Source organism: Halomonas qaidamensis (assembly GCF_025917315.1).
GTDB lineage: Bacteria > Pseudomonadota > Gammaproteobacteria > Pseudomonadales > Halomonadaceae > Vreelandella > Vreelandella qaidamensis.
Map to the genome: position 1 here is coordinate 986,654 of NZ_CP080627.1, position 20,738 is coordinate 1,007,391.

The following is a 20,738-nucleotide window of genomic DNA, read 5'->3' on the forward strand; positions in this document are numbered from 1 at the left end:
CTCTATCTTAATCAAGTAAAAAGGGGCGGTGCAGCGACTCACCCGATGTTGTGTACCTGCCTAATCGTTATGGTCAGTCTTTATGCGGGCTGTATAACGCTGCTAAAAGGATAGCGGGTTATTAGCCTGATAATAAATAGTTAGTTACCATGGAGAAGTTTTATGCGGACTATTGGCATATTAGGCGGTATGAGTTGGGAGTCGACCCAAAGCTATTATCAGGCGCTAAACCAAGGGATTAATAAGGCTCTTGGCGGTTTTCACTCAGCGCAGATTGTGATGATAAGTGTTGATTTTGCTGAAATAGAAACGCTGCAACAACAGGGCGATTGGCAAACTGCTGGCCAGTTACTCGCAAGCGCTTCCAAACGCATTGAAAAAGCTGGGGCAGAATGTTTACTGTTGGCTACCAATACCATGCACAACGTCGCGCCTGCGATTGAGTCCGCTATTCAGATTCCTTTTTTACATATTGCCGATGCTACCGGGGAAAAATGTCAGCGTGATGGCGTAACTCGGGTTGGGTTAATAGGCACCCGTTTTACGATGGAGCAAGCGTTTTACAAGGCACGCCTAAAAGAGCGCTTTGGGATTGATGTCGTTATCCCTAACGAACAAGAACGTGCCGAGGTGCACCAGATCATTTTCGATGAGCTTTGCCATGGCCTAATTCACGACGCATCGCGTGCGCGTTATCTAGATATTATCACGTCGCTACATCAGCAGGGCGCACAGGCGGTGATACTCGGTTGTACAGAGATAGCGCTGTTGGTTGAGCAACATCACACCCAAATACCCCTTTATGACACCACCGCTCTGCACGCAAGCAAAGCGGTGGAGTGGGCGCTAGGTAATTAAACCAGCGTCAGTGTGACATCGATATTTCCGCGGGTAGCGTTGGAGTAGGGGCAAACAATATGGGCTTTGTCGACGAGTGTTTGGGCAACGTCTTTTTCCAAACCAGGCAAGCTAATTTTTAGTTCAACTTCAATGCCGAAACCAGTAGGAATAGCGCCGATACCTACACTGCCATCAATCTGGGTATCGTCGGGAAGTTTGACTTTTTCCTGGCTGGCGACGTGCTTAAGTGCGCCTAGGAAGCAAGCAGAGTAGCCTGCAGCAAACAGCTGTTCGGGATTAGTGCCTTCGCCACCTGCGCCACCAAGCTCTTTAGGTGTGCTGAGCGTCACATCTAGTGCGCCGTCAGAGGATTTAGCGTGACCCTCACGGCCACCAGTAGCGTGGGCGTGTGCGCGGTAAGCAACAGTTTCAATAGACATAAATCATTTCCTATAAGTGGTTGTTATGGGCCAAGCTTGTGCTTGGTGTTTTAATTTAGTGCAGCTTTATTTTGTGCGCAAGTAAATAGCCTTAAAACAGGCAGTGGTAAACAGGCAGTGGTAAACAAGTAGTGGTTTGCTAGGTTCAGCGGGTTACTTGACCTTTTGTAAGCTTTCGCGCAGTTGAACTAAATCCTCTTTTAACTGGTTGAGGGTTTCTACTGATTTTTCGCTGGCGTTGACGACGCAGCTGGGAATGTGGCGCGCCTGTTCACGAAGCGAGCGGCCTTTATCTGTCAGAAATAATTCAACGACACGTTCATCGTGAAGGCTACGTTGCCGGATAAGTAGCTGATCACTTTCAAGCCGTTTTAGTAGCGGCGTTAACGAGCCAGGATCTGTTAGTAAGCGCTTGCTTAGGGCGCCTACTGTAAGGCCATCTTCTTGCCAGAGTACCAGCATGGCGAGGTATTGCGGGTAAGTGAGTCCTAGCTCTTTGAGCAGAGGTTTATACACTTTGGTCATCATCAGCGATGTTGAATAGAGCGCAAAGCAGAGCTGGTGATCTAGCTCTAATTCGCTACAAGGGGCTAACGCTGGCATGTCGACTCCAGAACAAGATGCATAACGTGTAATGTAGCGTGCGAGGCAATGTGAGGCCATCCCTAGACGTTGGTCGTAAGTTAGACGTTTTGTTTTGACACCACGTGCTGCGATAGCTAGCCTTCACCTATCGAATGTTACCGGTAACAATTTATTGGAACACAAATCACAAGCCTGATGGCCGATATCGATTCGATAGCCTTACAGTAAATAGCCAACCAACAACAACGACTCTTTTGGAGATAACGTCATGACAACAATCTGGCGCAGCACGCTTACTCTGGTCGGTGCGACCACCCTGACTTTCGGCATGGCACACGCTCAAAGCCCAGAACTTTCTGACCCGCCCGCCATTGAAGGCGACGTCGTGGCTGACCACGGAAGCCACACCCTGCGTATGGGCATCGGCCTATCCGAAACATCGCCGCAGTTTCTCTCTAGCCAGTACTTCGGTGAAATTCTTGAGCAGCGCACCGATGGCCGTATTACAGTTAATGTTTTCCCCAACAGTCAGTTGGGCGACGATGTCCAAATGATGGAAATGCTGCAAACCGGTACGCTGGATATGACCTACCCTTCAAGCTCGGCAACGACTGGATACGTTGAAGCGCTCTCTGCGTTTGACCTTCCTTTCTTGCTACCGAGCCGTGAAGCAGCGATCGCTGTTATGCAAAGTGATGTGGCGCAGGAAATGCTAGATGCGTTTGAAGGCACAGGCTTGAAGGCGCTAACGTTCTCTGAAAACGGCTACCGCCAGCTATCTAACAGCGCGCGGCCCGTTGAATCACCTGAAGATGTGGCTGGCTTGGATGTTCGCGGCTTAAGCGTACGTACCATGCAGAATCCGGTTCACTTGGCAATTTGGGAAGCGTTAGGTGCCAACCCAACACCAATGGCCTTCGGCGAGCTATTTTCGGCGCTTGAGCAAGGCGTGGTAGATGGCCAGGAAAACCCATGGAGCACCATCCTGACTTCTAACTTCAACGAAGTGCAGGATTACGGCACCGAAACCCGCCACGTTTATACGCCATTTATCATGATGCTTTCCGAACGCACCTGGGACCGCATGGCGCCTGAGTATCAAGCACTGGTGCAGGAAGCCGCTCGCCAATCGGCTGAGTACGAAATCCAGCTTTCTGCCGAGTATGACGATTGGTCGCGTGATCAGTTAGAAGCACGCGGTATGCAAATTACCCGCTTAGATGATGAGCAGTTAGCCGCTTTTCAAGACGCCGTGCAGCCTGTTTATGAAGAGTGGGCACCGCGCATCGGTGAAGACTTGATTGCTGAAATCCAGCAAATCGTGGAAGACAGCAGCAACTAATCTGCAACGTATAGCGCTCCATCGGGCAGGCACACACGCCTGCCCGACTTGTCAGTGCCCCTCGGAGTTTTTATGACTACCTCCTCTACTCCCCCAAACGCGGTGACCTCGAAAGCGCCAGTGTTGGAAGACCCGTCGGTTTATTTGAATGATCCTAATCGCAAACTACTTGAGCTTGATACTGAGACTCGCCAGGGGCCTGTGCTGTTCCGCTGGTTAACCCTTGCGATGGAGTATTTGATTGGCGCTATTTTAGCGGCGCTGATTGTCGCAGTTTCCAGTAATGTCGTCGGCCGCTCTGTGTTCAATCATTCACTGCCTTGGGTCGATGAATTGGCGCGCATGCTGTTTATTTGGCTGGTCTTTATCGGTGCCGCGGCGGCGTTTGCTCGCTATGAGCATATTGCTGTCGATGCGCTGGTGAGGCGTTTACCGTTGCGTGTCGCGCACATGCTCTATTTCTTACAACACCTAATTATTGCTGGGCTCATGCTGGTGATGATTTGGGGCGGTTATCAGGTGCTCACGCGCTCAAGCGGTCGCTCCGCCATCATGGGGGTGCCGTTAAGTTTGGTAAGCCTGTCGTTGGTGTTGTGCGTCATTTTTATCGCGGCGGTATCGCTCTGGCGTATGTGGGTCAGCGTGGGGGTTATCCGTCAACCACATCGCCAATCGGCTGACTTACCAGGGGAGCGTTGATCATGCTGTGGATTTTTCTAGCCATCTTATTGGCATCTATTGTGATTGGTTTGCCGATTGCATTTGGCCTAGGGGTAGCAGCCTTAGTCATGGCGGTGCTCTCTGATATCCCACTATCGATTATGATTGAGCAGTCAATTCGTGGTGTGAATAGCTTTCCGCTGCTGGCGATTCCGTTCTTTATTCTTGTCGGCGAAGTGATGAGCAACGGGGGCATTGCACGACGCTTGATGGAGCTTGCTGGCGCGTTGGTGGGCTTTATGCGCGGCGGGCTTGGCCAGGTAGCCATTACCGGTTCGATGTTTTTTGGCGGAATTAGCGGCTCGGCGGTTGCGGATACCGCAGCGACCGGCGCGATGATGATCCCCTCGATGAAACAGCAAGGTTACACCGCCGCAAATGCCACGGCGATTAACACCGTGTCATCGGTGATCGGCATTATTATTCCGCCATCTATACCGCTTATTTTATATGGCATTGTGACCGAGACGTCGATCAGTCGCCTATTTATCGCGGGGATTGTGCCTGGCCTGTTAATTGGTGCCGCGCTAATGGTGACCACCTTTATTCTGGCGAGCAAGCAGGGTGGCGGCGTGCGCCAATTCCGCTGGGATCGGTTATGGAAAGCCTTTAAAGATGCCTGGTTAGCGCTGGTGCTACCGGTGATCGTGATTGGCGGTATTATTGGCGGCGTGTTTACTGCCACCGAAGCTGCCGTTGCAGCGCTGCTCTACTCGCTGGCTATTTCTCTGCTGGTATACCGTGAATTTAAGCTCAGTGAGTTAGGTGGAATGTTAATTCGCACCGCAAGGCTCACTGGCATGGTGATGATGTTATTGGCATTTGCCACCGTAATTGCTTGGTTTCTAACCATTAATATGGTGCCGCAAACCTTAGTGCGCCAAGTACAGGCGATTACCCAGGAGCCGTTTTTGCTGCTGCTGATTGTAGCGGGGCTACTGCTGTTGGTGGGGTTTGTAATGGACCTAACACCAGCCATGGTGATTATGGCACCAATGCTTGCGCCAATCGTGACATCAGTAGGCGTCGATGCCGCTTATTTTGGTGTTCTAATGGCCTTTATTTTAGGCATTGGGCTGTTAACTCCGCCGGTGGGCACCTGTCTGTACGTTGGGTGTGGTGTCGGCAAGGTGTCTATGGAATCTCTGGTAAAAGCCATGCTGCCTTACTACGCCGCCTTGATCGTTGTTCTGGTAGTGCTAATTGCGTTCCCTGGCATCGTTACTTGGCTGCCTGATCTCACCGCCGTGCGCGGCAATTGATAGGAGTATCGAGTGAATAAGCCATCACATCGTATTCTTGTCATGGGCGTTTCTGGATCAGGGAAGTCTCATATCGGACAACAGTTAGCAGCAGAACTGGGCGCAACATTCATTGACGGTGACGACCATCATTCACCGGCGAATGTGGCTAAAATGGCCAGCGGCACGCCGCTTAATGACGATGATCGTCGTGACTGGTTGGCAACGCTTGCTGACTTGTTCGCCGCGTATAAAGCGCGTAATGAATCTGTGGTCATCGCCTGTTCAGGCCTTAAAAAACGCTATCGTGACCGGCTGCGCGAAGGTGACCCTGCGCTGAGTGTTTTGTATCTAGAGGGCAGCCATGCACTTCTTCGTCAACGCTTAGAAACCAGGCCGGGGCACTTCTTTAAAGGTGATAATATGCTGGCGAGTCAGCTTGCCGATTTAGAGCCGCCAAGCAGTGATGAAGCGGTATCCGTCTCCATTGCGCTATCGCCTCGCGAGATTGTCGAGCACTTTACGGTAATGCTAGCGCCCCAAACACGCGTTCATTAGGCTTAAGATTAGGATGGGGCCGCACTATTCGCTATGGTGTGGCCTCTGTGCCGTTAAGAAAGCCGTGTCGTTAAGAGAGAGTTAACAGACTTACGTGTTTAACAGAACAAGTAGTGACGCCATTGAAGAAAAAACGCCCGACATTACAAGATATTGCTGATCGCGTTGACGCGACAAAAATGACCGTCAGCCGCTGTTTGCGGGCTCCTGATACGGTATCGGAAGGGCTTCGCGAACGTATTTTCAACGTTGCTGAACAGCTTGGCTATATTCCCAACCGGGCACCAGATCTGCTTTCTCGGGCTACTAGCCACTCTATTGGCGTGTTAGTTCCATCGCTAACCAACCAAGTATTTGCCGATGTCATTGTGGGTATCGAAGCGTACACCGAACCCGCAGGCTATCACCTGATGCTTTCTCACTATGGTTACAGCCCTGAGCTGGAAGAGCGCAGCTTGGCTTCGTTACTCTCTTACAATGTGGATGGCGTTATCTTATCTGATCGCGATCACACGCCGCGTAGCCTGCGGATGTTGGAGACAGCGGGTATTCCTATTGTGGAAATTATGGATACCCGTCGCCCGCCACTGCAGCAAGCGGTAGGTTACGATAACGTGCAGGCCGCTTACGAGATGGTGAGTGAGATGATTCGCCGTGGCAGACGCCAGGTGATTTATCTGGCTGTGCGTCTAGATGAGCGGACACGCCAGCGTGAACAAGGTTACCGCCAAGCCATGGAGGAGCAGGGGTTAACGCCGATAACGCTACAGAGCAGTCAGCGCTCTTCCTATAGTGTCGGGGCAGCACTCATGCAGGAAATTCAGCGTGATCATCCCAGCGCTGACAGTATTTTCTGCACCAACGACGATGTTGCGGTGGGCGCTTACTTTGAGTGTTTACGCCATGGCGTTAAGGTCCCCGAACAGATGGCAATTGCCGGGTTTCATGGTCACGATGTTGGTCAAGCAATGACACCGCGTCTTGCCAGCGTTATTACCCCTCGGCAAGCTATTGGTGAAGCGGCTGCGAAAACGCTACTGTCACGTATTCGTGGCGAATCAGTTGAACACCAAGTGATGGACTTGGGGTATCGGATTGAGGTGGGTAAAACGCTTTAGTCGCTGAGTCGCTAGCGGCGAACTGGCAAACTGGATAGGCTAGTGGTTAAAGCTTGGCCATGAAAAATCCATCAAAAGAAAAGCCATATTGAGTGCGAAACTGCCATGAAAATTACCCAGCTCACCGTCTATCCGGTTAAATCTCTGAAGGGAATTAATGTTGCTCAAAGTAAACTCCATGGCCATGGGTTGGCCTGGGATCGCCGGTGGATGTTAGTGGATGCTCAGCAGCGTTTTGTCACCCAGCGCCAGCTACCAGAGCTTGCCACCATCGCGGTTGAATTAACCGATCAAGCACTGGTGCTCTCTCACCCTAAGGTAGAACCGATTGCGATTCCCCTTGAAGACCCCCAGGGTAATTTACGGCTTGTGAAAGTGTGGAACGACCACTGTAAAGCACTGCCAGAAAGCGAAGACGTATCGCACTGGCTGATGGCGGCGTTAGGTGAGCAAGCGCAAGGCATCAGCTTGGTGCGCTTCGCTACTGAATTTACCCGTGCTGTTGAAGAGGATTTTCTGGCGGGAGGCGAGGCCCATACTTACTTTTCTGATGGTTACCCTTTCCTGATAACCACCACCGGCTCTCTGGACGCCTTGAATCAAGCGCTGGTTGCCAGTGGACAATCCCCTGTGCCGATGAATCGTTTTCGGCCGAATATTGTAATTGATTGTGATGATGCTTGGGCGGAAGACCAGTGGGCCACACTCGCAAGTCAAGGTAGCTATGAGCTGACGCTACGCAAACCCTGTCAGCGCTGCAAAGTTACCACGGTTGACCAGCAAACCGGTACCGTACCGGTGCAGGCAGAACCACTGAAAACACTGCTTTCTCTGAATACTCAGCCTCACCTTAAAGGCGCGCATTTTGGCCAAAACGCCACGTTAACCGCAGGGCAAGAGGGTACTATTCGTGTGGGGGACGAGGTGGTGTCAACACACCGCGAGACCTAAACCTTAATAGTCGGGTAGCAATGGCGGTGCCTGCTAGGGTAATGACCATGCCAGTCACCACTTGAAGGCTAAGCGTTTCATTAAGCAGCAAGTACCCCCACAGCAGCGCGCTAACAGGAATCAAAAAGGTAACGGTTGACGTAGCGGTAGCGCCTGCGCTGGCTAATAGCCCGAAGTAAAGCAGGAACGCTAGTGTGGTGCTTAGCATCGCCAGCGCCAGTGCGTTGCCCCAGGCGAGCATGCTGACAGGCTCGCTAGGCCAGAGCAGCAGACCGGGTATTAATAACACCAATGCTGACATTGCGCTGCTGCCAGCCGCTAATACTCGGCTGGGGAGATGACTCAAGCGGGTTTTCGAGTAGTTACCGGCAATTCCATAACAGAACGTCGCACCCAGTACGGCAACAATAAACCAGCCGTCGCCCCCTAGAGTGAAATCTAGCCGATTAGCCGACAACACATAGACACCAAGCAGTGCCAGGGCTAGCCCTAGATATTGTTGGCGTTGGATGGGGGTGGCAAAAAAGGCAGCGCCTAATAACGCGGTAAAAATTGGTGTAGTGGCGTTAATAAGAGAGGTGAACCCTGCTTCTAGGCGAGTGGTGGCTAACGCTAGCAACGAGAAAGGCAGCACATGATTAACGATGCCAAGTATCAATAACGATCCTTTATGCTGCCAAATAAGCGTTAGATAGCGAAGGCTTAGCAGTAGCGGCACTAAGAGTAATGCGCCCACTCCCATTCTTATTAATACGAGTGGAATAGGCCCAAATTCCGGTGCAGCCACGCGCATAAATATGAACGATAGCCCCCATAGGGAAGAAAGTAGCAGCAAACGCAGTGCATCGGCCAACGACATGAAGTGTCCTTAAATGGGCAGTGACAGTTTTTGTAGTAATGGGCATGACAGAGAGAATGAAACTGAAGCGCTTAGCTTAGCGAGAATTTTTAAGAAAGCGAATGTAAACGGCTACTTGCATACCAGTTTTTGCTAAAAAAGCAGAGTGAGAAATTGTCAATCTTTGTAATGTTATAGATTTGACGTTGACGCTAATGCAATGAAACTCTACTGTCTCGGCAAATTGTACGTTAGCATTTATTTACATTCTTGAGGAAAGGCCGTGGATCTCGCGACGCTAATAGGTTTGGTAGGGGCTGCTGTTTTAGTGGGGGCCTCTGTAATCCTGGGCACCTCTCCAGAGGTGTTTATGAACCCCACTGGGCTGCTGCTGGTAGTTGGGGGAAGCCTGTTTGTGGTGCTGGCAAAGTTTAGTATTACCCAATTTAAATTTGCCTTCAAAGCGGCGGCGCGGGCATTTAAATTTCAGCTACCTAGCGTTAAAGATAGTATTGAAGAGCTCGTTGAACTGGCAAAAGTAGCCCGACGCGAGGGTATGATTGCCTTGGAAAACAAAGAGGTAAATTCCCCGTTTCTCAAGAAAGGCCTACAAATGCTAGCCGACGGCTATAGCGCCGAAATGATTAAGGACATGACCGAAAAGGAGCGCTTGCTCACCTTGGAACGTAATGAGGCTGGCGGCCAAGTGTTTTCAGCGTTAGGAGAAGTGTCGCCTGCAATGGGGATGATTGGCACACTGGTTGGCTTGGTACAAATGCTTTCCAATATGGGCGATCCCTCGTTGATCGGACCTGCCATGGCCGTTGCCTTATTAACCACACTATACGGCGCCATGATTGCAACGATGATTGCCAATCCTATTGCCGAGAAACTATGGGTGCGGATGAAGCAGGAAGCAAAAATGCAGCAGCTATGGATTGACGCTCTGATTGCTATCAAAAACGATAAGAATCCGCGTGTACTTGAACAAATGCTGACTATTTATCTACCACCTGAGCATCGCAGTGTGAAAAGCTCGAACGATACCAACGCTGCTGCTGAGCGAACGTAGTCCATGGCTCAAAAGAAGACAAACATTCCTGCATGGATGGTGACATACGCGGATTTAATGTCGCTGTTGTTATGCTTCTTTGTGTTGCTATTGTCGTTTGCAGAAATCGATGCTGAAAAATTTCGTCGTGTTGCCGAAGAGTTATCAAAAGCCTTTGGCGTACAGCGCGAAGTGGAGGCAACGCAGATACCCATGGGTACTAGCGCGGTGTTTCAACAGTTCTCTCCCGCTGTACCGGACCGTACCTTACTAGATGAAGTACGTCAGCGGACTACCCAACAGCAGCCGCAGCTGGAGTCTATGCGCAGTATGCTTGAGGCGCAGCGACAGCAACGTACTCTACAGTTAGCCGCTAGCTTGGAAGAGCTATTGAAAACATCGTCGTTAGAAGGTGTCACCGATATAGAAGTTGATAGATTTCGTGTGGTGGTCAGAATTGCTGAGCAGGGCACCTTCGGGTCAGGTAATGCTGAGGTTACGCCTGCGTTTGCTGAACTGTTAGAGGAGCTGGCAACGGTATTAGCTGCCGTCACTGGAACGATTTCGATTGAGGGACATACGGACAACGTGCCAATTAGCACTTCTCGTTTTCGAAGCAATTGGGATCTAGCTGCTCTGCGTGCATCTTCCGTTGCCAACATACTCGTATCTACTGAAACACTTTCTGCTGAGCGGTTGATGATACAAGGCTTTGCTGATACGAAGCCTCTTGCGTCAAATCTGACGCCTGAGGGACGCGCAGTTAATCGTCGTGTTGAGCTAAAAATTGATATTAATGACCCGATTGAAGAGCGGGAAGAACGCTCAATTCGCTCAATGGAAAGCAGCTTAAGCGACGTGGCTGCCATACAGCCTGCCCCTTAATTCAGTCTGGCTAAGGGCTGAATTCGGCATCAGTGATAGAATCAGCTACGCTGAGTGTGTTAATGGTCACAGTGTATGTGGCCTGAAAACGAGTTGACGCTAACTATCAAAGGAAAGGAGAACGTAATGGATAGTAAAGCAAGTGCACGCTGGGAAGGTGGCCTTAAAGAAGGACAGGGTAATGTAGCGACGGAAAGTGGAGCATTGGATGCTGGCTATTCGTTCAAACAGCGCTTTGAAGGTGCGCCCGGCACCAACCCAGAAGAGTTAATTGGCGCTGCCCATGCAAGCTGTTTTTCAATGGCGCTTTCGATGATTCTTGGAGAGAAAGGCTTTACCGCTGAGGCTATTGATACTAATGCTCGCGTAACGCTTTCCCAAAGTGCTGAAGGCTTCGATATTTCCAGTATTCATTTGGACGTTGTTGCCAGCGTAAGCGGTGCCGATGATGCTGCTTTTCAAGAAGCCGCTGAAACGGCTAAAGCGAACTGCCCTGTTTCCAAAGTATTAAATGCTGACATAACCATGGAAGCAACATTAAAGGGATGATTTGAACGCCAGATAACACCAAAAAGCGCTGCTAGTAGGCAGCGCTTTTTTACGGTTTTTTTAAAATATATAGCGTTCAGGACATCGCTCATGACAAGGGCCTTGTTGTTAGCAAGGCCCTTTAGAGCACCGCGGTCCATTACCTTGGCGAACGATGCTTAAATAACGAGTATTACTCGTCGTCATTCTCGCTGTTGTTTAGCTCTGTATCACGCTCTGTTTCAAGGTCATTGTCACGATCACGATCATATTCTTCGGCATCTTGCAGCGCTTCTTCGGATGCATTTACCGTAATAATGTAATCTTCGTTATCTTCATCTTTGGTAAGTTCAAGCGAATCCCACTCAATGGCGATATCTTTTTCGCCCATACCAAGGAAACCACCTACGCCCACCACAACGGCATTAATTTGCCCATCTTCATCAATGATTAAATCATTGATGGTGCCGATGTCTTCATCGTTTTCAACGCTACTTTTTACTTGATTACCGGTCAGGGAATCTGCGTGAAAAGTGCCTTCCGGCGCATGGGTCAGATAAGAGGCTTCCATACCAGTCTGATTGTCATCACTCGCCTGGGCAACGCCAGCGACAGCAATAAAAGTAGGAATAATCAGCGTGCTGAGAAACGTCGTTTTCATCGTTTTGCTCCTTGCATTTTTATAAAGGTGTTAACAGGTAATCTGTTAATGCCTAAGTAACATCGTAGCGGTAAGGTAGTTGGTACTCTTCATGCTCCTTGCTAACCAACTCTACCCGGTAGGTTCCTTTTATCGGGTGGCGCTACTATTCCTGTTGGTGATGAGTAAGCCCTGCATATTGCTGATTGCTGTATGCAGGCACTTATAAAGGTAGGTGCTGTGCACTGTATTGCAATGGGAATGAAGAACTCTTAATTAATATCAACTCAAAAGCTCGTCAGCGTTAAACCAGGACGTGTTAGTTTTATTGATAAACGTTAAAATCACATACAACGATACGCGCACTTATAGTGGGCGTTGAGATGATAGTGGTCGTTGAGATTGTCGTAGGCATTTAGATTGCTGCGACAGTCTGTCGAGTTGACCCAATGAGACCCCTTGTCCATATTCTTAGCCACCTTGCCCTACAGGAGAGAGTGCCTTGGGGTTATATAAAAAAGGAAATCCCATGACGCTTATCACGCGATATCAAACGCTTCGGCAGGTTAAAAAATTGTGGGCTAGCAGTGTAGCCCTCGGCGCTTGGCTGTTTGCATCCAGTGCTGTTGCCAGTGAGAGTGAGTTACCCAAAGGCCATTTTTCTCTCCCCGATGAGGGTAATATGGTGGGTGAGATGTATACTGTTATGGCGAAAAAAGAGGATACCCTGCTCGATATTGCCCGTGAGCATAACGTTGGTTATGAAGAAATTCGCATGGCTAACCCTGATACCAGTATTTGGGTTCCTGGCGAGGGTACTGAAGTGACAATCCCCGGCCAATATATTTTGCCGGATGAGCCGCGTACTGGCATTGTGATTAATGTCGCCGAGCTACGCCTTTATTACTATCCAGAAGTGGAAGAGGGTAAAGAGCCACGGGTAGAAACCTATCCCATTGGCATCGGCCGCGATGCATTCAATACGCCGCTAGGCATTACTAAAACTACCATGCGTTTAGAAAATCCTGCATGGTATCCACCTGAATCTATTCGCCGAGAAGCCGCGGAACGCGGTGATCCTGCGCCATCGGTTGTTCCACCAGGTGAGGATAATCCATTAGGGCAATACGCCATTTTGCTGGATATACCTGGTTACCTAATCCACGGCACTAATCAGCCTGACGGTATTGGTATGCGCGCTAGTCGGGGATGTATTCGTATGCACCCAGAAGACATTGAATCTGTGTTCTGGCGTGTTCCAGTTGGCACACAGGTGAATATTGTCGACACGCCAGTTAAGGTGGGTTGGGGAAGTGACGGTAATGCCTATGTACAAGCTTTTTCGCCCACGGATGAGCAGAGCTTTGGTATGGAGACGCTATTGGAAGTGGTTAGCCTAATTGAGGCCCATGAGGGTGATGAGCACAGCATGGATTACGAACAAGTGCGTAATGTGCTGGAAAAAGCGAATGGCCAACTTGTTCCGCTTAGTTAGGCCTTGCCATCAAAATAAGTGGCGCTGAGCGGAGAAACGAGTTCTAGCGCCACCGCTTGTCGAACGAGCTCTGCTAAATTTGCAGCGTGCATGGCCTTCATCGCTCTCAGCCGATAGACTTCGACGGTTTTGCCGCTAATCTGCATATGCTCGGCAATTTCACGACTGGTCATTCCTTCTGCCACGTGAATCACAATGCGTTGCTCTTTTGGGCGTAGAGATTGGTAGCGTGTTCGCAACAGGGTGAGCTGTTGCTTAGCGCGTTGCTGTTGATGAGCGCTGCCTAATGCTTGCTGTACGCTGTCAATCAGCTGCTGGTGATTAAACGGCTTTTCGATAAAATCAAACGCGCCGTTTTTCAGTGCAGCCACCGCCATAGGGACATCGCCATGCCCCGTCATCATAATGACCGGCAGAGTAGTGCCTTGATCCACCAACTGCTGTTGCACTTGCAGTCCACTCATTCCCGGCATGCGAACATCAAGCAGTAGTGCGCCTAATTCATCATGCTGGCTAGCTAGAAATTGCTCGCCATCATGAAATGCTTGAGCGGTTAAACCAACTGATTCGAGCAGCCAAACCAGCGATTCACGCAGTGCCTGATCATCATCAACAACCGCAATGGTGGCGATGGATTTATGTTCAACACTGCTAGTCATCATTGGTTCCTGGTGATGCACCGATGGCGCGTTCATGTTGTTTCTGTACGAAGTATTATGTCAAAGCATGCGCCTTTCGAGCTTTGCTGAGGGCGCAGAGTAAGGGCACCCCCCATGCTTTCCATGAGTGAACGACTAATCGCTAAGCCCATTCCCAACCCTTCATCGCGGGTGGTGAAAAAGGCATCAAAAATTGACCCTTGATGGGCTGGTGCGACGCCTGGGCCCAGGTCTTTAACGCTAAGGGTAAGCTGCCGATTACCGCTTTTTTGCGCAGCAACGATGACTCTGTCAGCACCAGAAACGTCACGGCTAGCGGTGAGTGCATTGAGTAATAGGTTAACGATAACTTGCTCAAGGGCAATAGGGTCCGCATAAATACGTGGCAACCCAAGGGGTAATTGTTGGGTAAGTTGAATAGAAGCCTGTTGATATTGCCAGTTGCACAGTTGAAAAGCGGCGTTAATAACATGTTCAAGTGCCAGGGGCCTGACGCAGTGGCTGCGTTTACGCACAAAGCTGCGCATATGTCGGAGTCGCTGGGCAAGGCGTTGTACTTGCTCATCAATGCGGGCCAGAGGCAACTGTAGCTCGCTGGCGGGCAGATTGGGCGTATGCTTAGCTTTCAGCAGGGCGCCGCTGGTATAGTTGGCGATGGCCCCTAAGGGCTGATTGAGCTCATGGGCAATATTAGACGCAAGCTCTCCGGCAGCGGCTAATCGATTGGCATGGGCAATTTGTTCTTGGTGCCGACGTGCCTGGGATTCGGCCGCTTTACGCACGCTAATATCGCGGTTAATCAGCGCAAAGTGCCCAGGTTCTGCCCCGCGGCTGCGATGGGTAAGCACAACACTAAGTACCGGCACTGTCCCGTTTGCACTCAGCATTTCTAGTTCGCCACTCCAGGAACCATAGCGTTCAACGGCTGGGAAGACGACTTGCTCTAAAAGAGCCAGCGAGTCAGCATGGTAGAGCGCTGCCAGGGCAACTTGCATGGCATCACGTGGGAGTGAGAAACAGCGCCGGGCGGCTTCGTTGGCGCTAAAAATATGTTGGTTAGGTCCTAAAAAAAGCACGTAGTCAGTGGTGGATTCGACCACTTGCGCTAAACGCTCTCGGGTGGCTTCGGCATGGACGCGGCGACTCACATCCCGCGACACACATAAAATATCAATCAACTCGCCTGTGGCAGTGTCTCGGCGGGTTCGACTGGTAGTTTCAAACCAGATGTAGTGGCCTGCTTTGGCCCGAAACCGATACGTTTGCTGATAAAAACCGTCGTGATAGTAGACCCGGGGTGATTTGTTTAATAGATCACTTAAGTCAGCGGGATGAAACAGCTGATAGGCTGACACGCCAATCAGTTCTTCTGGCTCGTACCCTAGTAAGTCGCGCGCTGCTTGAGAGGCATATAAAAACGTACCGTCGCGGGCATGGCGAGATATCAAGTCAGTGGTACTTTCTGCCAGCCACTGATAATGACGTTTCTCTTCTTCCAGCGCTGCATTTTGTGCTTCTAGCGCTTTGATCCTGGCACTTAATGTGGCTTCGTTAACGGTGCTCATCGCGTGTCAGTGCGCCGGGTCGAGCACGCCACCCAGCGAGGCGTTGCGCCTAAACCAGCCAGCAATACTGGCACGTGGATGCTGCGTTGGCACTACCTCGTGAGGAATGGTTTCGGATAAAAAACAGGCGAACGTGCCGGCTTCGGGCACCACGCGGGCGACTTCCTGAGAGGGGGCATCAGGGTGATAAATGACCATCTCTCCGCCACCATCTAATGGCCACTGAGGGTTCAAGTAACCGACGGTTGAAATCACTCGGTTAGCTCGCCCCCGAAAGCTATCGACATGGCGTTGATAAAATGCGCCTGGGGGGTAGTGGGCAAAGTGAGCCTCGTACTCAAATAACCCCAGGAAAAGCGCCTGATTGAGGGATTGCTGGAGTTCTGCCATGGCATCAAGGTAGCGGCGTTGGGCTTCGCTTTCTCTATCTAACCAGTGAATGGCATCGCCACGAATATCTTTGCGAAGGAGATGTTCTTTGCCACGACCAATGCCTGCCTCGGCAAGCACGTCGTGTTCAGCCATATGGTGCAGCTCACGGTGCAGCGCTTGGCAAAGATCGAGGTCTATCACGTTTTTACCCACGTACCAACCGTGCTCAACAAGCGCATCCACCAGCGCAACATGGGCGATAGGATTGATCGCTGGTGGGCTATTACTATTGCTATTGGGTAAGGAGTTTGGCGCTGCAGAGGCAATCATTTCATGGTTCTCTTCGTTGGCATGCGAGTTGCTTTGAGTAGGCGACTGCTTCTCTCAGGATAGTGACGTAACGCTCCTGGCGGGCGCTGGTAGAGATCAATAGCCATACCAAAACCTTCTGCCAGCAGTTCTACCAGCATCATGGCAGAAAGCCCCCAAATCACGTAGCCATCCACGTGGTAGCTGGGCACATAGTGGGCAACCCCGTCTACTGTAATCACATCGGTGTGGGTGCGCCTGTCGTCTAAAAAATGGCTGAGTGGCACTTCAAAAATAGTGTCTAGTTCTGAGGGGTCTGCTACCAGCGGTAAATCTGGCGGAATAATACCTACCCACGGCGTGACGCGGATGCCATGTAGTGAAATAACATCTGATAACCTTCCCAAGGGTTGTACAAAGGAGGGCGCTAGCGCAATCTCTTCTTCTGCCTCGCGAAGTGCCGTGGCGTAGAGATCGGCATCACAGGCCTCGCGTTTGCCACCGGGAAACGCCACTTGGCCACTGTGAGTGCTGAGATGGCTAGCCCGCCGTGTAAATAGCAGCGTGGGCGAAGGTCGCTCAACAATCGGCATTAGCACGGCAGCCTCGGGCATTACAACGTGGTCTAGCCGTTGAGGAGAGTGCTGTTGCAGCTGTTTGCGCAGTTTCTCTAACATAGGGTTTCCCTTTGCTTTGTTCTCTTTTACCCAGCAGCGGTGTTTGACGTCAAGTACGTCAAAGCCTTACCCCATCAGCCGTAGAGAAAACGCGATGAATTTTTGTAGTCAGTGTGGTGAAAAAGTCCGTTTTGCTGTTCCTGAAGGCGATGACCGTTCACGCTATTTATGCGATGCCTGTGGCGCTATTCATTATCAAAATCCACGTATTGTGGCGGGTACGTTGCCGGTAATTGGCGATAAAATATTGCTGTGTAAGCGGGCGATTTCTCCTCGTAAAGGGTACTGGACACTTCCAGCGGGCTATATGGAAAATGCCGAAACCACTCAGCAGGCCGCCGCAAGAGAGACCTGGGAAGAGGCCTTTGCAGAGGTCAAGTTGGAAGGGTTATACACGCTCATTGATCTACCTCATATCAATCAAGTGTATATGATTTTCCGTGCAGAGCTTCTCGGTGGTTTTAGCGCAGGCCCTGAAAGCCTAGAGGTCGCCCTTTTTGAAGAGCATGAGATCCCCTGGGATGAACTTGCCTTTCCCACGATTGAGCGCACGCTGCAGCACTTTTATGAAGATCGAAAAAGCGCCCACTACCCGCTACACATCAGCGCAATTACCCCTGAAGACAGGGAGCGTTATTTTGGCAGTGCCTAAGCTCTTTTAGTGCCTAAGCTCTTTTAATGCAGGGCATCGCTGAATTACAGATCGGCTAATTGCCAAACATCATAGGCCACCTCTTCATAGGGGTGGGCTAATTTCAAAGCGGCAATGGCGGCCTGAATGTGCTCATCTTGGCAGACAAGCTCCACCTTTACCTCTTCAACAGTTTCAAGCGTGCCCACTTTGCCTAGGTGTGGCTCTGCGCCCTCTAGCGGACGAAACTGCCCGATGCCGCGGGTTTGAAAACAGCAGGCCTCGTAATCACCAATTCGCCCAGCGCCTGTTTCAAACACCGCTTCTTTAACACTCTCGGCATCTTCAACGGGAACAAAAAAAGCCAGCTTGTACATAGTAATCAGGCTCCAAAATTAGCGCAGGCAAGGTAACGCTGCTTTCAGAATGATCACCTAGCCAGAGGGATTGCCCAGCAGCGGTACGACCTTGTAACGTTCAAAGTGTATAAAAACAAACAAAGAATAGCTTACAGAAACAAAATAGTTAGAAACAGGTTGGTTAGAAATAGAGTATCTAAAAACTAAGTATCTAAAAACTAAGCATCTAAAAACTAAGCATCTAGAAGTGAGTAGGAAAAAGCTAAGCGAATGATCGCTACGTCAACGGTTCAGAGTGAGCGTTATGGATAACAATCTGAGTAACTTGCTGGATACGCTGGGATTAATCCCCACTGATAAGCTTCAGCCACTCAGTGGTGGTGACATAGCTGCTGTTTACGCCTTAATGACTCGCCAGGGGCAAGTCGTTATCAAACACGATAACCCTGCGCGATTACTTGGTGAAGCCGAAGGGCTTCGCACGCTCAAGGGGGCGGGCACTTCATTAGTGATCCCTGAGGTGCTAGGTGAGTCAATGGGGTGGCTGGTGATAGAGTCGCTCGATACCAAACCTGCAAACACCCAGAGTAGCATCGCTTTGGGCGAGGAGCTACGTGAGTTGCATGGAGTGATAGGTGATGCCCATGGCTGGCATCAGGACAATGCCTGTGGGCGTACGCCCCAGCCCAACGCCCCATTGTCAGATGGTCGTGCGTTTCAGCGCGAACGACGTTTACTGCCTCTTAGTCAAGCCTGCTATCAGAAGGGGCTGCTGGATGAGGCCTTGCGCAGCCGTGTGGAACACCAAGCAGGCCAATTAGAAACATGGTTGCCAGATTCGCCTGCCAGCCTTATTCATGGGGACCTATGGGCGGGCAATGTGCTGACGACCACAAGAGGGCCGGCACTGATCGACCCTTCTGTTTATCGCCATTATCCCGATGTTGATGTGGCTATGCTGACTCTATTTGGATCGCCAGGCACACCTTTTTTTGATGCTTACTGGGACGGCAATAAGCCAATCGACTGGCCAAGACGAGAAGCGCTTTTCCAGCTTTATCCGTTGCTTAATCATCTGTTGATGTTTGGTTCCGGCTATCGCAGCGCCGTTGAACGTTGTGTGGCAGTGCTGGAGGCTTTTGAAGAGTAATATGGAAGCACTTCAAACAGCTTGTGATTACCGTTCACAGTGGCACTGATGGTTCAGCTGTTGGGCCTGTTAAAGGTCGTGCTAAAAAACTGCCAGCTCAGTGCGCTTTGAACTAAGGTAAAAGAGAGTCTTGTGCAGTGCGGCTATTTATAAGTAACACTGTCCACACATTTAGGTTAAGTTCAAGCCTAGCATACATACATGAATGTAACTATAATGCCATCTTTTAGAATGGCTATCCGACTCGCCACCCTACGTTGACACCTAGAGGCAATCCCATGCGACTGGCACACTGGGCAGTCAATGCCCCTTTTCGTCCCCTGCTATTAGCAGTCCTTACATCATCTTTCATGCTGCCAGCTCACGCGGCAGATCTAATCAATATCACCCGCGACGCGCTTAATAATAATGCTGCCTTGGCGTCGGCACGTGCTGAGTTTTCAAGTGTTGAAGCGGCAAGTGACGTGGCAAGTGGAGCATTGTTGCCCCAGGTAAATGCCTCTGGAAACGTTGTTCATAATCAGCAGTATGAAAGCCAGTCCTTCGCGAGGAGTGCAGGGCAGGGAGCCGAACAGAGTGCTGGTACAGCAGGGGTGGGAGGCAGTGACGATCGATTCAACACGGTGTCGTTAAGCCTTGAAGCGACGCAAGCGCTCTTTAACGAAGTGGCGCGTCAGGAAGTGAATCAGGCTGAGCGTCAGATTGATCAACAAGTGTATCTCTTGGCTGCCACTGAACAGCAGTTGCTGATTGACGTTGCCAGCGCATATTTCGATATTTTACGTGCCCATGAAGTGTTAGAGGCGCGCTTAGCCCAAGAGCGTGCGATTGGTCGCCAGCTTGAACAAGCGCGAGAGCAGTTTGAAGTTGGTCTCATTGCGATTACTGAGGTTGAAGAAGCGCGGGCGAGTTTTGATCAATCTCGTGCGGATCGTATCGCTGCAGAAAGTAATCTTCAGGTGGCATTTGAAGTGCTTGAACAGCTAACAGGGCAGCGTTACGCCAGTATTGATGCCTTGGGCGACGCAATGCCGATTGCCTTGCCAACGCCTTCGGATCGCAATTACTGGGTAGAGCAAGCCATTGAACGTAACCCGCAGGTGCTGGCCCAGCAGGCAGGCATTGAGCTTTCTCGCGTAGGCGTTGAGCTTGCGCGTGCAGGACGCATGCCCACAGTGCAGGCGTTCGCTAACTATCAATACGCAGATAGTGATAGAGATCAGGTCAGTGGTTACGACACGTCAAGCCAGGTGGGCGTTTCAGCGAACTTGCCTATTTATACGGGTGGCAGCACCAGTGCTCGTATCCGCCAAGGGACCTTCCTGCTTGAAAGTAGCCAGTACGATTTTGAGTCCCAGCGCCGTACTACTATCCAGCAGGTCCGCTCGCTCTATACTCAAGTCAGCAATAATGTCGAGACCGTTGAAGCTCGCCAACAGGCAATCGTTTCTAACCGCAGCGCCCTTGAAGCAACTCGCGCTGGTTATGAAGTAGGCACGCGTAATATTGTTGATGTGCTAAACGCTGAACAGAACCTTTATAACGCCATTGCTAACTACGCAGAGGCACGCTACGACTACGTAGTGAACTTACTGTCATTGCGTCAACAGGCTGGTTTGCTGGACGTTGAGGCGATCGAAGAAGTCAATGCATGGCTAACGGGCGATCAGGTGAATTTCACGCTGCCTGAGGGTGGTAGCCCTGACACCTACCAGCGGGCTATGGAGATTGGCGCGCCGCCCACGCCAGGTGCATAAGTTAGCAAAACGTTCGTTTTCTAACAC

At 50.6% G+C, this 20,738-nt stretch carries 23 protein-coding genes; 14 read left to right on the forward strand and 9 right to left on the reverse strand.

The window, feature by feature from the left end; all coding sequences use genetic code 11:
- The first annotated feature begins 162 nt into the window (after positions 1 to 162).
- On the forward strand, positions 163 to 858 hold the full coding sequence (locus tag K1Y77_RS04615) for an aspartate/glutamate racemase family protein (protein WP_264430574.1): 696 nt from the start codon (positions 163 to 165) through the stop codon (positions 856 to 858).
- On the opposite strand, the gene K1Y77_RS04620 is transcribed toward K1Y77_RS04615, so the two are convergent.
- Both K1Y77_RS04620 and K1Y77_RS04625 read right to left on the reverse strand, forming a co-directional pair.
- Complete coding sequence (locus K1Y77_RS04620) at positions 855 to 1,280, reverse strand: organic hydroperoxide resistance protein (protein ID WP_030070083.1); 426 nt, start codon at positions 1,278 to 1,280, stop codon at positions 855 to 857. The genes K1Y77_RS04615 and K1Y77_RS04620 overlap by 4 nt on opposite strands.
- Positions 1,281 to 1,433: 153 nt before the next feature.
- Positions 1,434 to 1,883: a MarR family winged helix-turn-helix transcriptional regulator gene (locus tag K1Y77_RS04625; RefSeq protein ID WP_030070085.1), complete on the reverse strand. Its 450-nt coding sequence runs from the start codon at positions 1,881 to 1,883 to the stop codon at positions 1,434 to 1,436.
- 250 nt (positions 1,884 to 2,133) lie between these two features.
- Here K1Y77_RS04625 and K1Y77_RS04630 point away from each other — a divergent pair, with 250 nt between their 5' ends.
- From K1Y77_RS04630 to K1Y77_RS04655, 6 genes are all read left to right on the forward strand, one after another.
- Complete coding sequence (locus K1Y77_RS04630; RefSeq protein ID WP_030070087.1) at positions 2,134 to 3,207, forward strand: TRAP transporter substrate-binding protein; 1,074 nt, start codon at positions 2,134 to 2,136, stop codon at positions 3,205 to 3,207.
- 72 nt (positions 3,208 to 3,279) lie between these two features.
- Positions 3,280 to 3,906, forward strand: a complete 627-nt coding sequence (locus K1Y77_RS04635; protein ID WP_264430576.1) for a TRAP transporter small permease — start codon at positions 3,280 to 3,282, stop codon at positions 3,904 to 3,906.
- Positions 3,907 to 3,908: 2 nt separating this feature from the next.
- Positions 3,909 to 5,189, forward strand: coding sequence for a TRAP transporter large permease (locus K1Y77_RS04640; protein WP_009722466.1), 1,281 nt, complete (start codon positions 3,909 to 3,911; stop codon positions 5,187 to 5,189).
- Positions 5,190 to 5,201: 12 nt separating this feature from the next.
- Entirely contained in the window at positions 5,202 to 5,726 is a 525-nt protein-coding gene (locus tag K1Y77_RS04645) for a gluconokinase (protein WP_030070094.1), read from the forward strand.
- 122 nt (positions 5,727 to 5,848) lie between these two features.
- Entirely contained in the window at positions 5,849 to 6,844 is a 996-nt protein-coding gene (gene gntR, locus K1Y77_RS04650; RefSeq protein WP_030070095.1) for a gluconate operon transcriptional repressor GntR, read from the forward strand.
- Between the two features lie 105 nt (positions 6,845 to 6,949).
- On the forward strand, positions 6,950 to 7,795 hold the full coding sequence (locus K1Y77_RS04655) for an MOSC domain-containing protein (protein WP_264430578.1): 846 nt from the start codon (positions 6,950 to 6,952) through the stop codon (positions 7,793 to 7,795).
- On the opposite strand, the gene K1Y77_RS04660 is transcribed toward K1Y77_RS04655, so the two are convergent.
- Complete coding sequence (locus tag K1Y77_RS04660; protein WP_030070098.1) at positions 7,749 to 8,654, reverse strand: DMT family transporter; 906 nt, start codon at positions 8,652 to 8,654, stop codon at positions 7,749 to 7,751. The two genes, K1Y77_RS04655 and K1Y77_RS04660, sit on opposite strands and share 47 nt — an antisense overlap.
- Positions 8,655 to 8,916: 262 nt before the next feature.
- Between K1Y77_RS04660 and K1Y77_RS04665 the strand changes: the two genes are divergently transcribed.
- The 3 genes from K1Y77_RS04665 to K1Y77_RS04675 all read left to right on the forward strand — a co-directional run bounded on the left by K1Y77_RS04665 (position 8,917) and on the right by K1Y77_RS04675 (position 11,118).
- Entirely contained in the window at positions 8,917 to 9,705 is a 789-nt protein-coding gene (locus K1Y77_RS04665) for a MotA/TolQ/ExbB proton channel family protein (protein ID WP_030070099.1), read from the forward strand.
- 3 nt (positions 9,706 to 9,708) lie between these two features.
- The gene (locus K1Y77_RS04670) at positions 9,709 to 10,569 is read left to right on the forward strand and encodes a flagellar motor protein MotB (protein WP_030070100.1); all 861 of its coding nucleotides are present in this window, start codon (positions 9,709 to 9,711) and stop codon (positions 10,567 to 10,569) included.
- A 126-nt stretch (positions 10,570 to 10,695) separates the two neighbouring features.
- On the forward strand, positions 10,696 to 11,118 hold the full coding sequence (locus K1Y77_RS04675) for an OsmC family protein (RefSeq protein WP_030070101.1): 423 nt from the start codon (positions 10,696 to 10,698) through the stop codon (positions 11,116 to 11,118).
- Positions 11,119 to 11,290: 172 nt separating this feature from the next.
- On the opposite strand, the gene K1Y77_RS04680 is transcribed toward K1Y77_RS04675, so the two are convergent.
- Positions 11,291 to 11,758 carry a PRC-barrel domain-containing protein gene (locus K1Y77_RS04680; RefSeq protein ID WP_030070103.1) on the reverse strand — a complete coding sequence of 156 codons (468 nt, stop codon included), beginning with the start codon at positions 11,756 to 11,758 and terminating at the stop codon, positions 11,291 to 11,293.
- 508 nt (positions 11,759 to 12,266) lie between these two features.
- Between K1Y77_RS04680 and K1Y77_RS04685 the strand changes: the two genes are divergently transcribed.
- Positions 12,267 to 13,232, forward strand: coding sequence for a L,D-transpeptidase family protein (locus tag K1Y77_RS04685; RefSeq protein WP_264430583.1), 966 nt, complete (start codon positions 12,267 to 12,269; stop codon positions 13,230 to 13,232).
- Here K1Y77_RS04685 and K1Y77_RS04690 read toward each other — a convergent pair.
- The 4 genes from K1Y77_RS04690 to K1Y77_RS04705 are packed head-to-tail and all read right to left on the reverse strand — an operon-like array spanning position 13,229 to position 16,814.
- Entirely contained in the window at positions 13,229 to 13,927 is a 699-nt protein-coding gene (locus tag K1Y77_RS04690) for a response regulator transcription factor (RefSeq protein ID WP_264430585.1), read from the reverse strand. The two genes, K1Y77_RS04685 and K1Y77_RS04690, sit on opposite strands and share 4 nt — an antisense overlap.
- On the reverse strand, positions 13,924 to 15,456 hold the full coding sequence (locus tag K1Y77_RS04695) for a PAS domain-containing sensor histidine kinase (RefSeq protein WP_264018617.1): 1,533 nt from the start codon (positions 15,454 to 15,456) through the stop codon (positions 13,924 to 13,926). The genes K1Y77_RS04690 and K1Y77_RS04695 overlap by 4 nt, the downstream gene beginning before the upstream one ends.
- A gap of 6 nt (positions 15,457 to 15,462) precedes the next feature.
- Positions 15,463 to 16,158 (reverse strand): 2OG-Fe(II) oxygenase, encoded by a 696-nt coding sequence (locus tag K1Y77_RS04700; protein WP_264018616.1) that lies wholly within the window; start codon positions 16,156 to 16,158, stop codon positions 15,463 to 15,465.
- Positions 16,155 to 16,814: a CoA pyrophosphatase gene (locus K1Y77_RS04705; RefSeq protein WP_264430589.1), complete on the reverse strand. Its 660-nt coding sequence runs from the start codon at positions 16,812 to 16,814 to the stop codon at positions 16,155 to 16,157. The genes K1Y77_RS04700 and K1Y77_RS04705 overlap by 4 nt, the downstream gene beginning before the upstream one ends.
- A 94-nt stretch (positions 16,815 to 16,908) precedes the next feature.
- Here K1Y77_RS04705 and K1Y77_RS04710 point away from each other — a divergent pair, with 94 nt between their 5' ends.
- Positions 16,909 to 17,466 (forward strand): NUDIX hydrolase, encoded by a 558-nt coding sequence (locus tag K1Y77_RS04710; protein WP_030070109.1) that lies wholly within the window; start codon positions 16,909 to 16,911, stop codon positions 17,464 to 17,466.
- Between the two features lie 44 nt (positions 17,467 to 17,510).
- Here K1Y77_RS04710 and K1Y77_RS04715 read toward each other — a convergent pair whose 3' ends face one another.
- A complete protein-coding gene (locus tag K1Y77_RS04715; protein WP_264018615.1) occupies positions 17,511 to 17,822 on the reverse strand; it encodes an NGG1p interacting factor NIF3 in 312 nt (103 codons plus the stop codon).
- Positions 17,823 to 18,108: 286 nt separating this feature from the next.
- Here K1Y77_RS04715 and K1Y77_RS04720 point away from each other — a divergent pair, with 286 nt between their 5' ends.
- Together K1Y77_RS04720 and K1Y77_RS04725 are read left to right on the forward strand one after the other, a co-directional pair.
- The gene (locus K1Y77_RS04720) at positions 18,109 to 18,954 is read left to right on the forward strand and encodes a fructosamine kinase family protein (protein ID WP_030070111.1); all 846 of its coding nucleotides are present in this window, start codon (positions 18,109 to 18,111) and stop codon (positions 18,952 to 18,954) included.
- Between the two features lie 278 nt (positions 18,955 to 19,232).
- Entirely contained in the window at positions 19,233 to 20,711 is a 1,479-nt protein-coding gene (locus K1Y77_RS04725) for a TolC family outer membrane protein (RefSeq protein ID WP_264018613.1), read from the forward strand.
- Positions 20,712 to 20,738: the final 27 nt, after the last annotated feature.

Excerpts from the sequence above, each read along its gene's own strand:
- K1Y77_RS04615 (WP_264430574.1), top strand. The coding sequence starts at position 163 with ATGCGGACTATTGGCATATTAGGCGGTATGAGTTGGGAGTCGACCCAA.
- K1Y77_RS04620 (WP_030070083.1), bottom strand. The coding sequence starts at position 1,280 with ATGTCTATTGAAACTGTTGCTTACCGCGCACACGCCCACGCTACTGGT.
- K1Y77_RS04625 (WP_030070085.1), bottom strand. The coding sequence starts at position 1,883 with ATGCCAGCGTTAGCCCCTTGTAGCGAATTAGAGCTAGATCACCAGCTC.
- K1Y77_RS04630 (WP_030070087.1), top strand. The coding sequence starts at position 2,134 with ATGACAACAATCTGGCGCAGCACGCTTACTCTGGTCGGTGCGACCACC.
- K1Y77_RS04635 (WP_264430576.1), top strand. The coding sequence starts at position 3,280 with ATGACTACCTCCTCTACTCCCCCAAACGCGGTGACCTCGAAAGCGCCA.
- K1Y77_RS04640 (WP_009722466.1), top strand. The coding sequence starts at position 3,909 with ATGCTGTGGATTTTTCTAGCCATCTTATTGGCATCTATTGTGATTGGT.
- K1Y77_RS04655 (WP_264430578.1), top strand. The coding sequence starts at position 6,950 with ATGAAAATTACCCAGCTCACCGTCTATCCGGTTAAATCTCTGAAGGGA.
- K1Y77_RS04660 (WP_030070098.1), bottom strand. The coding sequence starts at position 8,654 with ATGTCGTTGGCCGATGCACTGCGTTTGCTGCTACTTTCTTCCCTATGG.
- K1Y77_RS04670 (WP_030070100.1), top strand. The coding sequence starts at position 9,709 with ATGGCTCAAAAGAAGACAAACATTCCTGCATGGATGGTGACATACGCG.
- K1Y77_RS04675 (WP_030070101.1), top strand. The coding sequence starts at position 10,696 with ATGGATAGTAAAGCAAGTGCACGCTGGGAAGGTGGCCTTAAAGAAGGA.
- K1Y77_RS04680 (WP_030070103.1), bottom strand. The coding sequence starts at position 11,758 with ATGAAAACGACGTTTCTCAGCACGCTGATTATTCCTACTTTTATTGCT.
- K1Y77_RS04685 (WP_264430583.1), top strand. The coding sequence starts at position 12,267 with ATGACGCTTATCACGCGATATCAAACGCTTCGGCAGGTTAAAAAATTG.
- K1Y77_RS04690 (WP_264430585.1), bottom strand. The coding sequence starts at position 13,927 with ATGAACGCGCCATCGGTGCATCACCAGGAACCAATGATGACTAGCAGT.
- K1Y77_RS04695 (WP_264018617.1), bottom strand. The coding sequence starts at position 15,456 with ATGAGCACCGTTAACGAAGCCACATTAAGTGCCAGGATCAAAGCGCTA.
- K1Y77_RS04700 (WP_264018616.1), bottom strand. The coding sequence starts at position 16,158 with ATGATTGCCTCTGCAGCGCCAAACTCCTTACCCAATAGCAATAGTAAT.
- K1Y77_RS04705 (WP_264430589.1), bottom strand. The coding sequence starts at position 16,814 with ATGTTAGAGAAACTGCGCAAACAGCTGCAACAGCACTCTCCTCAACGG.
- K1Y77_RS04710 (WP_030070109.1), top strand. The coding sequence starts at position 16,909 with ATGAATTTTTGTAGTCAGTGTGGTGAAAAAGTCCGTTTTGCTGTTCCT.
- K1Y77_RS04715 (WP_264018615.1), bottom strand. The coding sequence starts at position 17,822 with ATGTACAAGCTGGCTTTTTTTGTTCCCGTTGAAGATGCCGAGAGTGTT.
- K1Y77_RS04720 (WP_030070111.1), top strand. The coding sequence starts at position 18,109 with ATGGATAACAATCTGAGTAACTTGCTGGATACGCTGGGATTAATCCCC.
- K1Y77_RS04725 (WP_264018613.1), top strand. The coding sequence starts at position 19,233 with ATGCGACTGGCACACTGGGCAGTCAATGCCCCTTTTCGTCCCCTGCTA.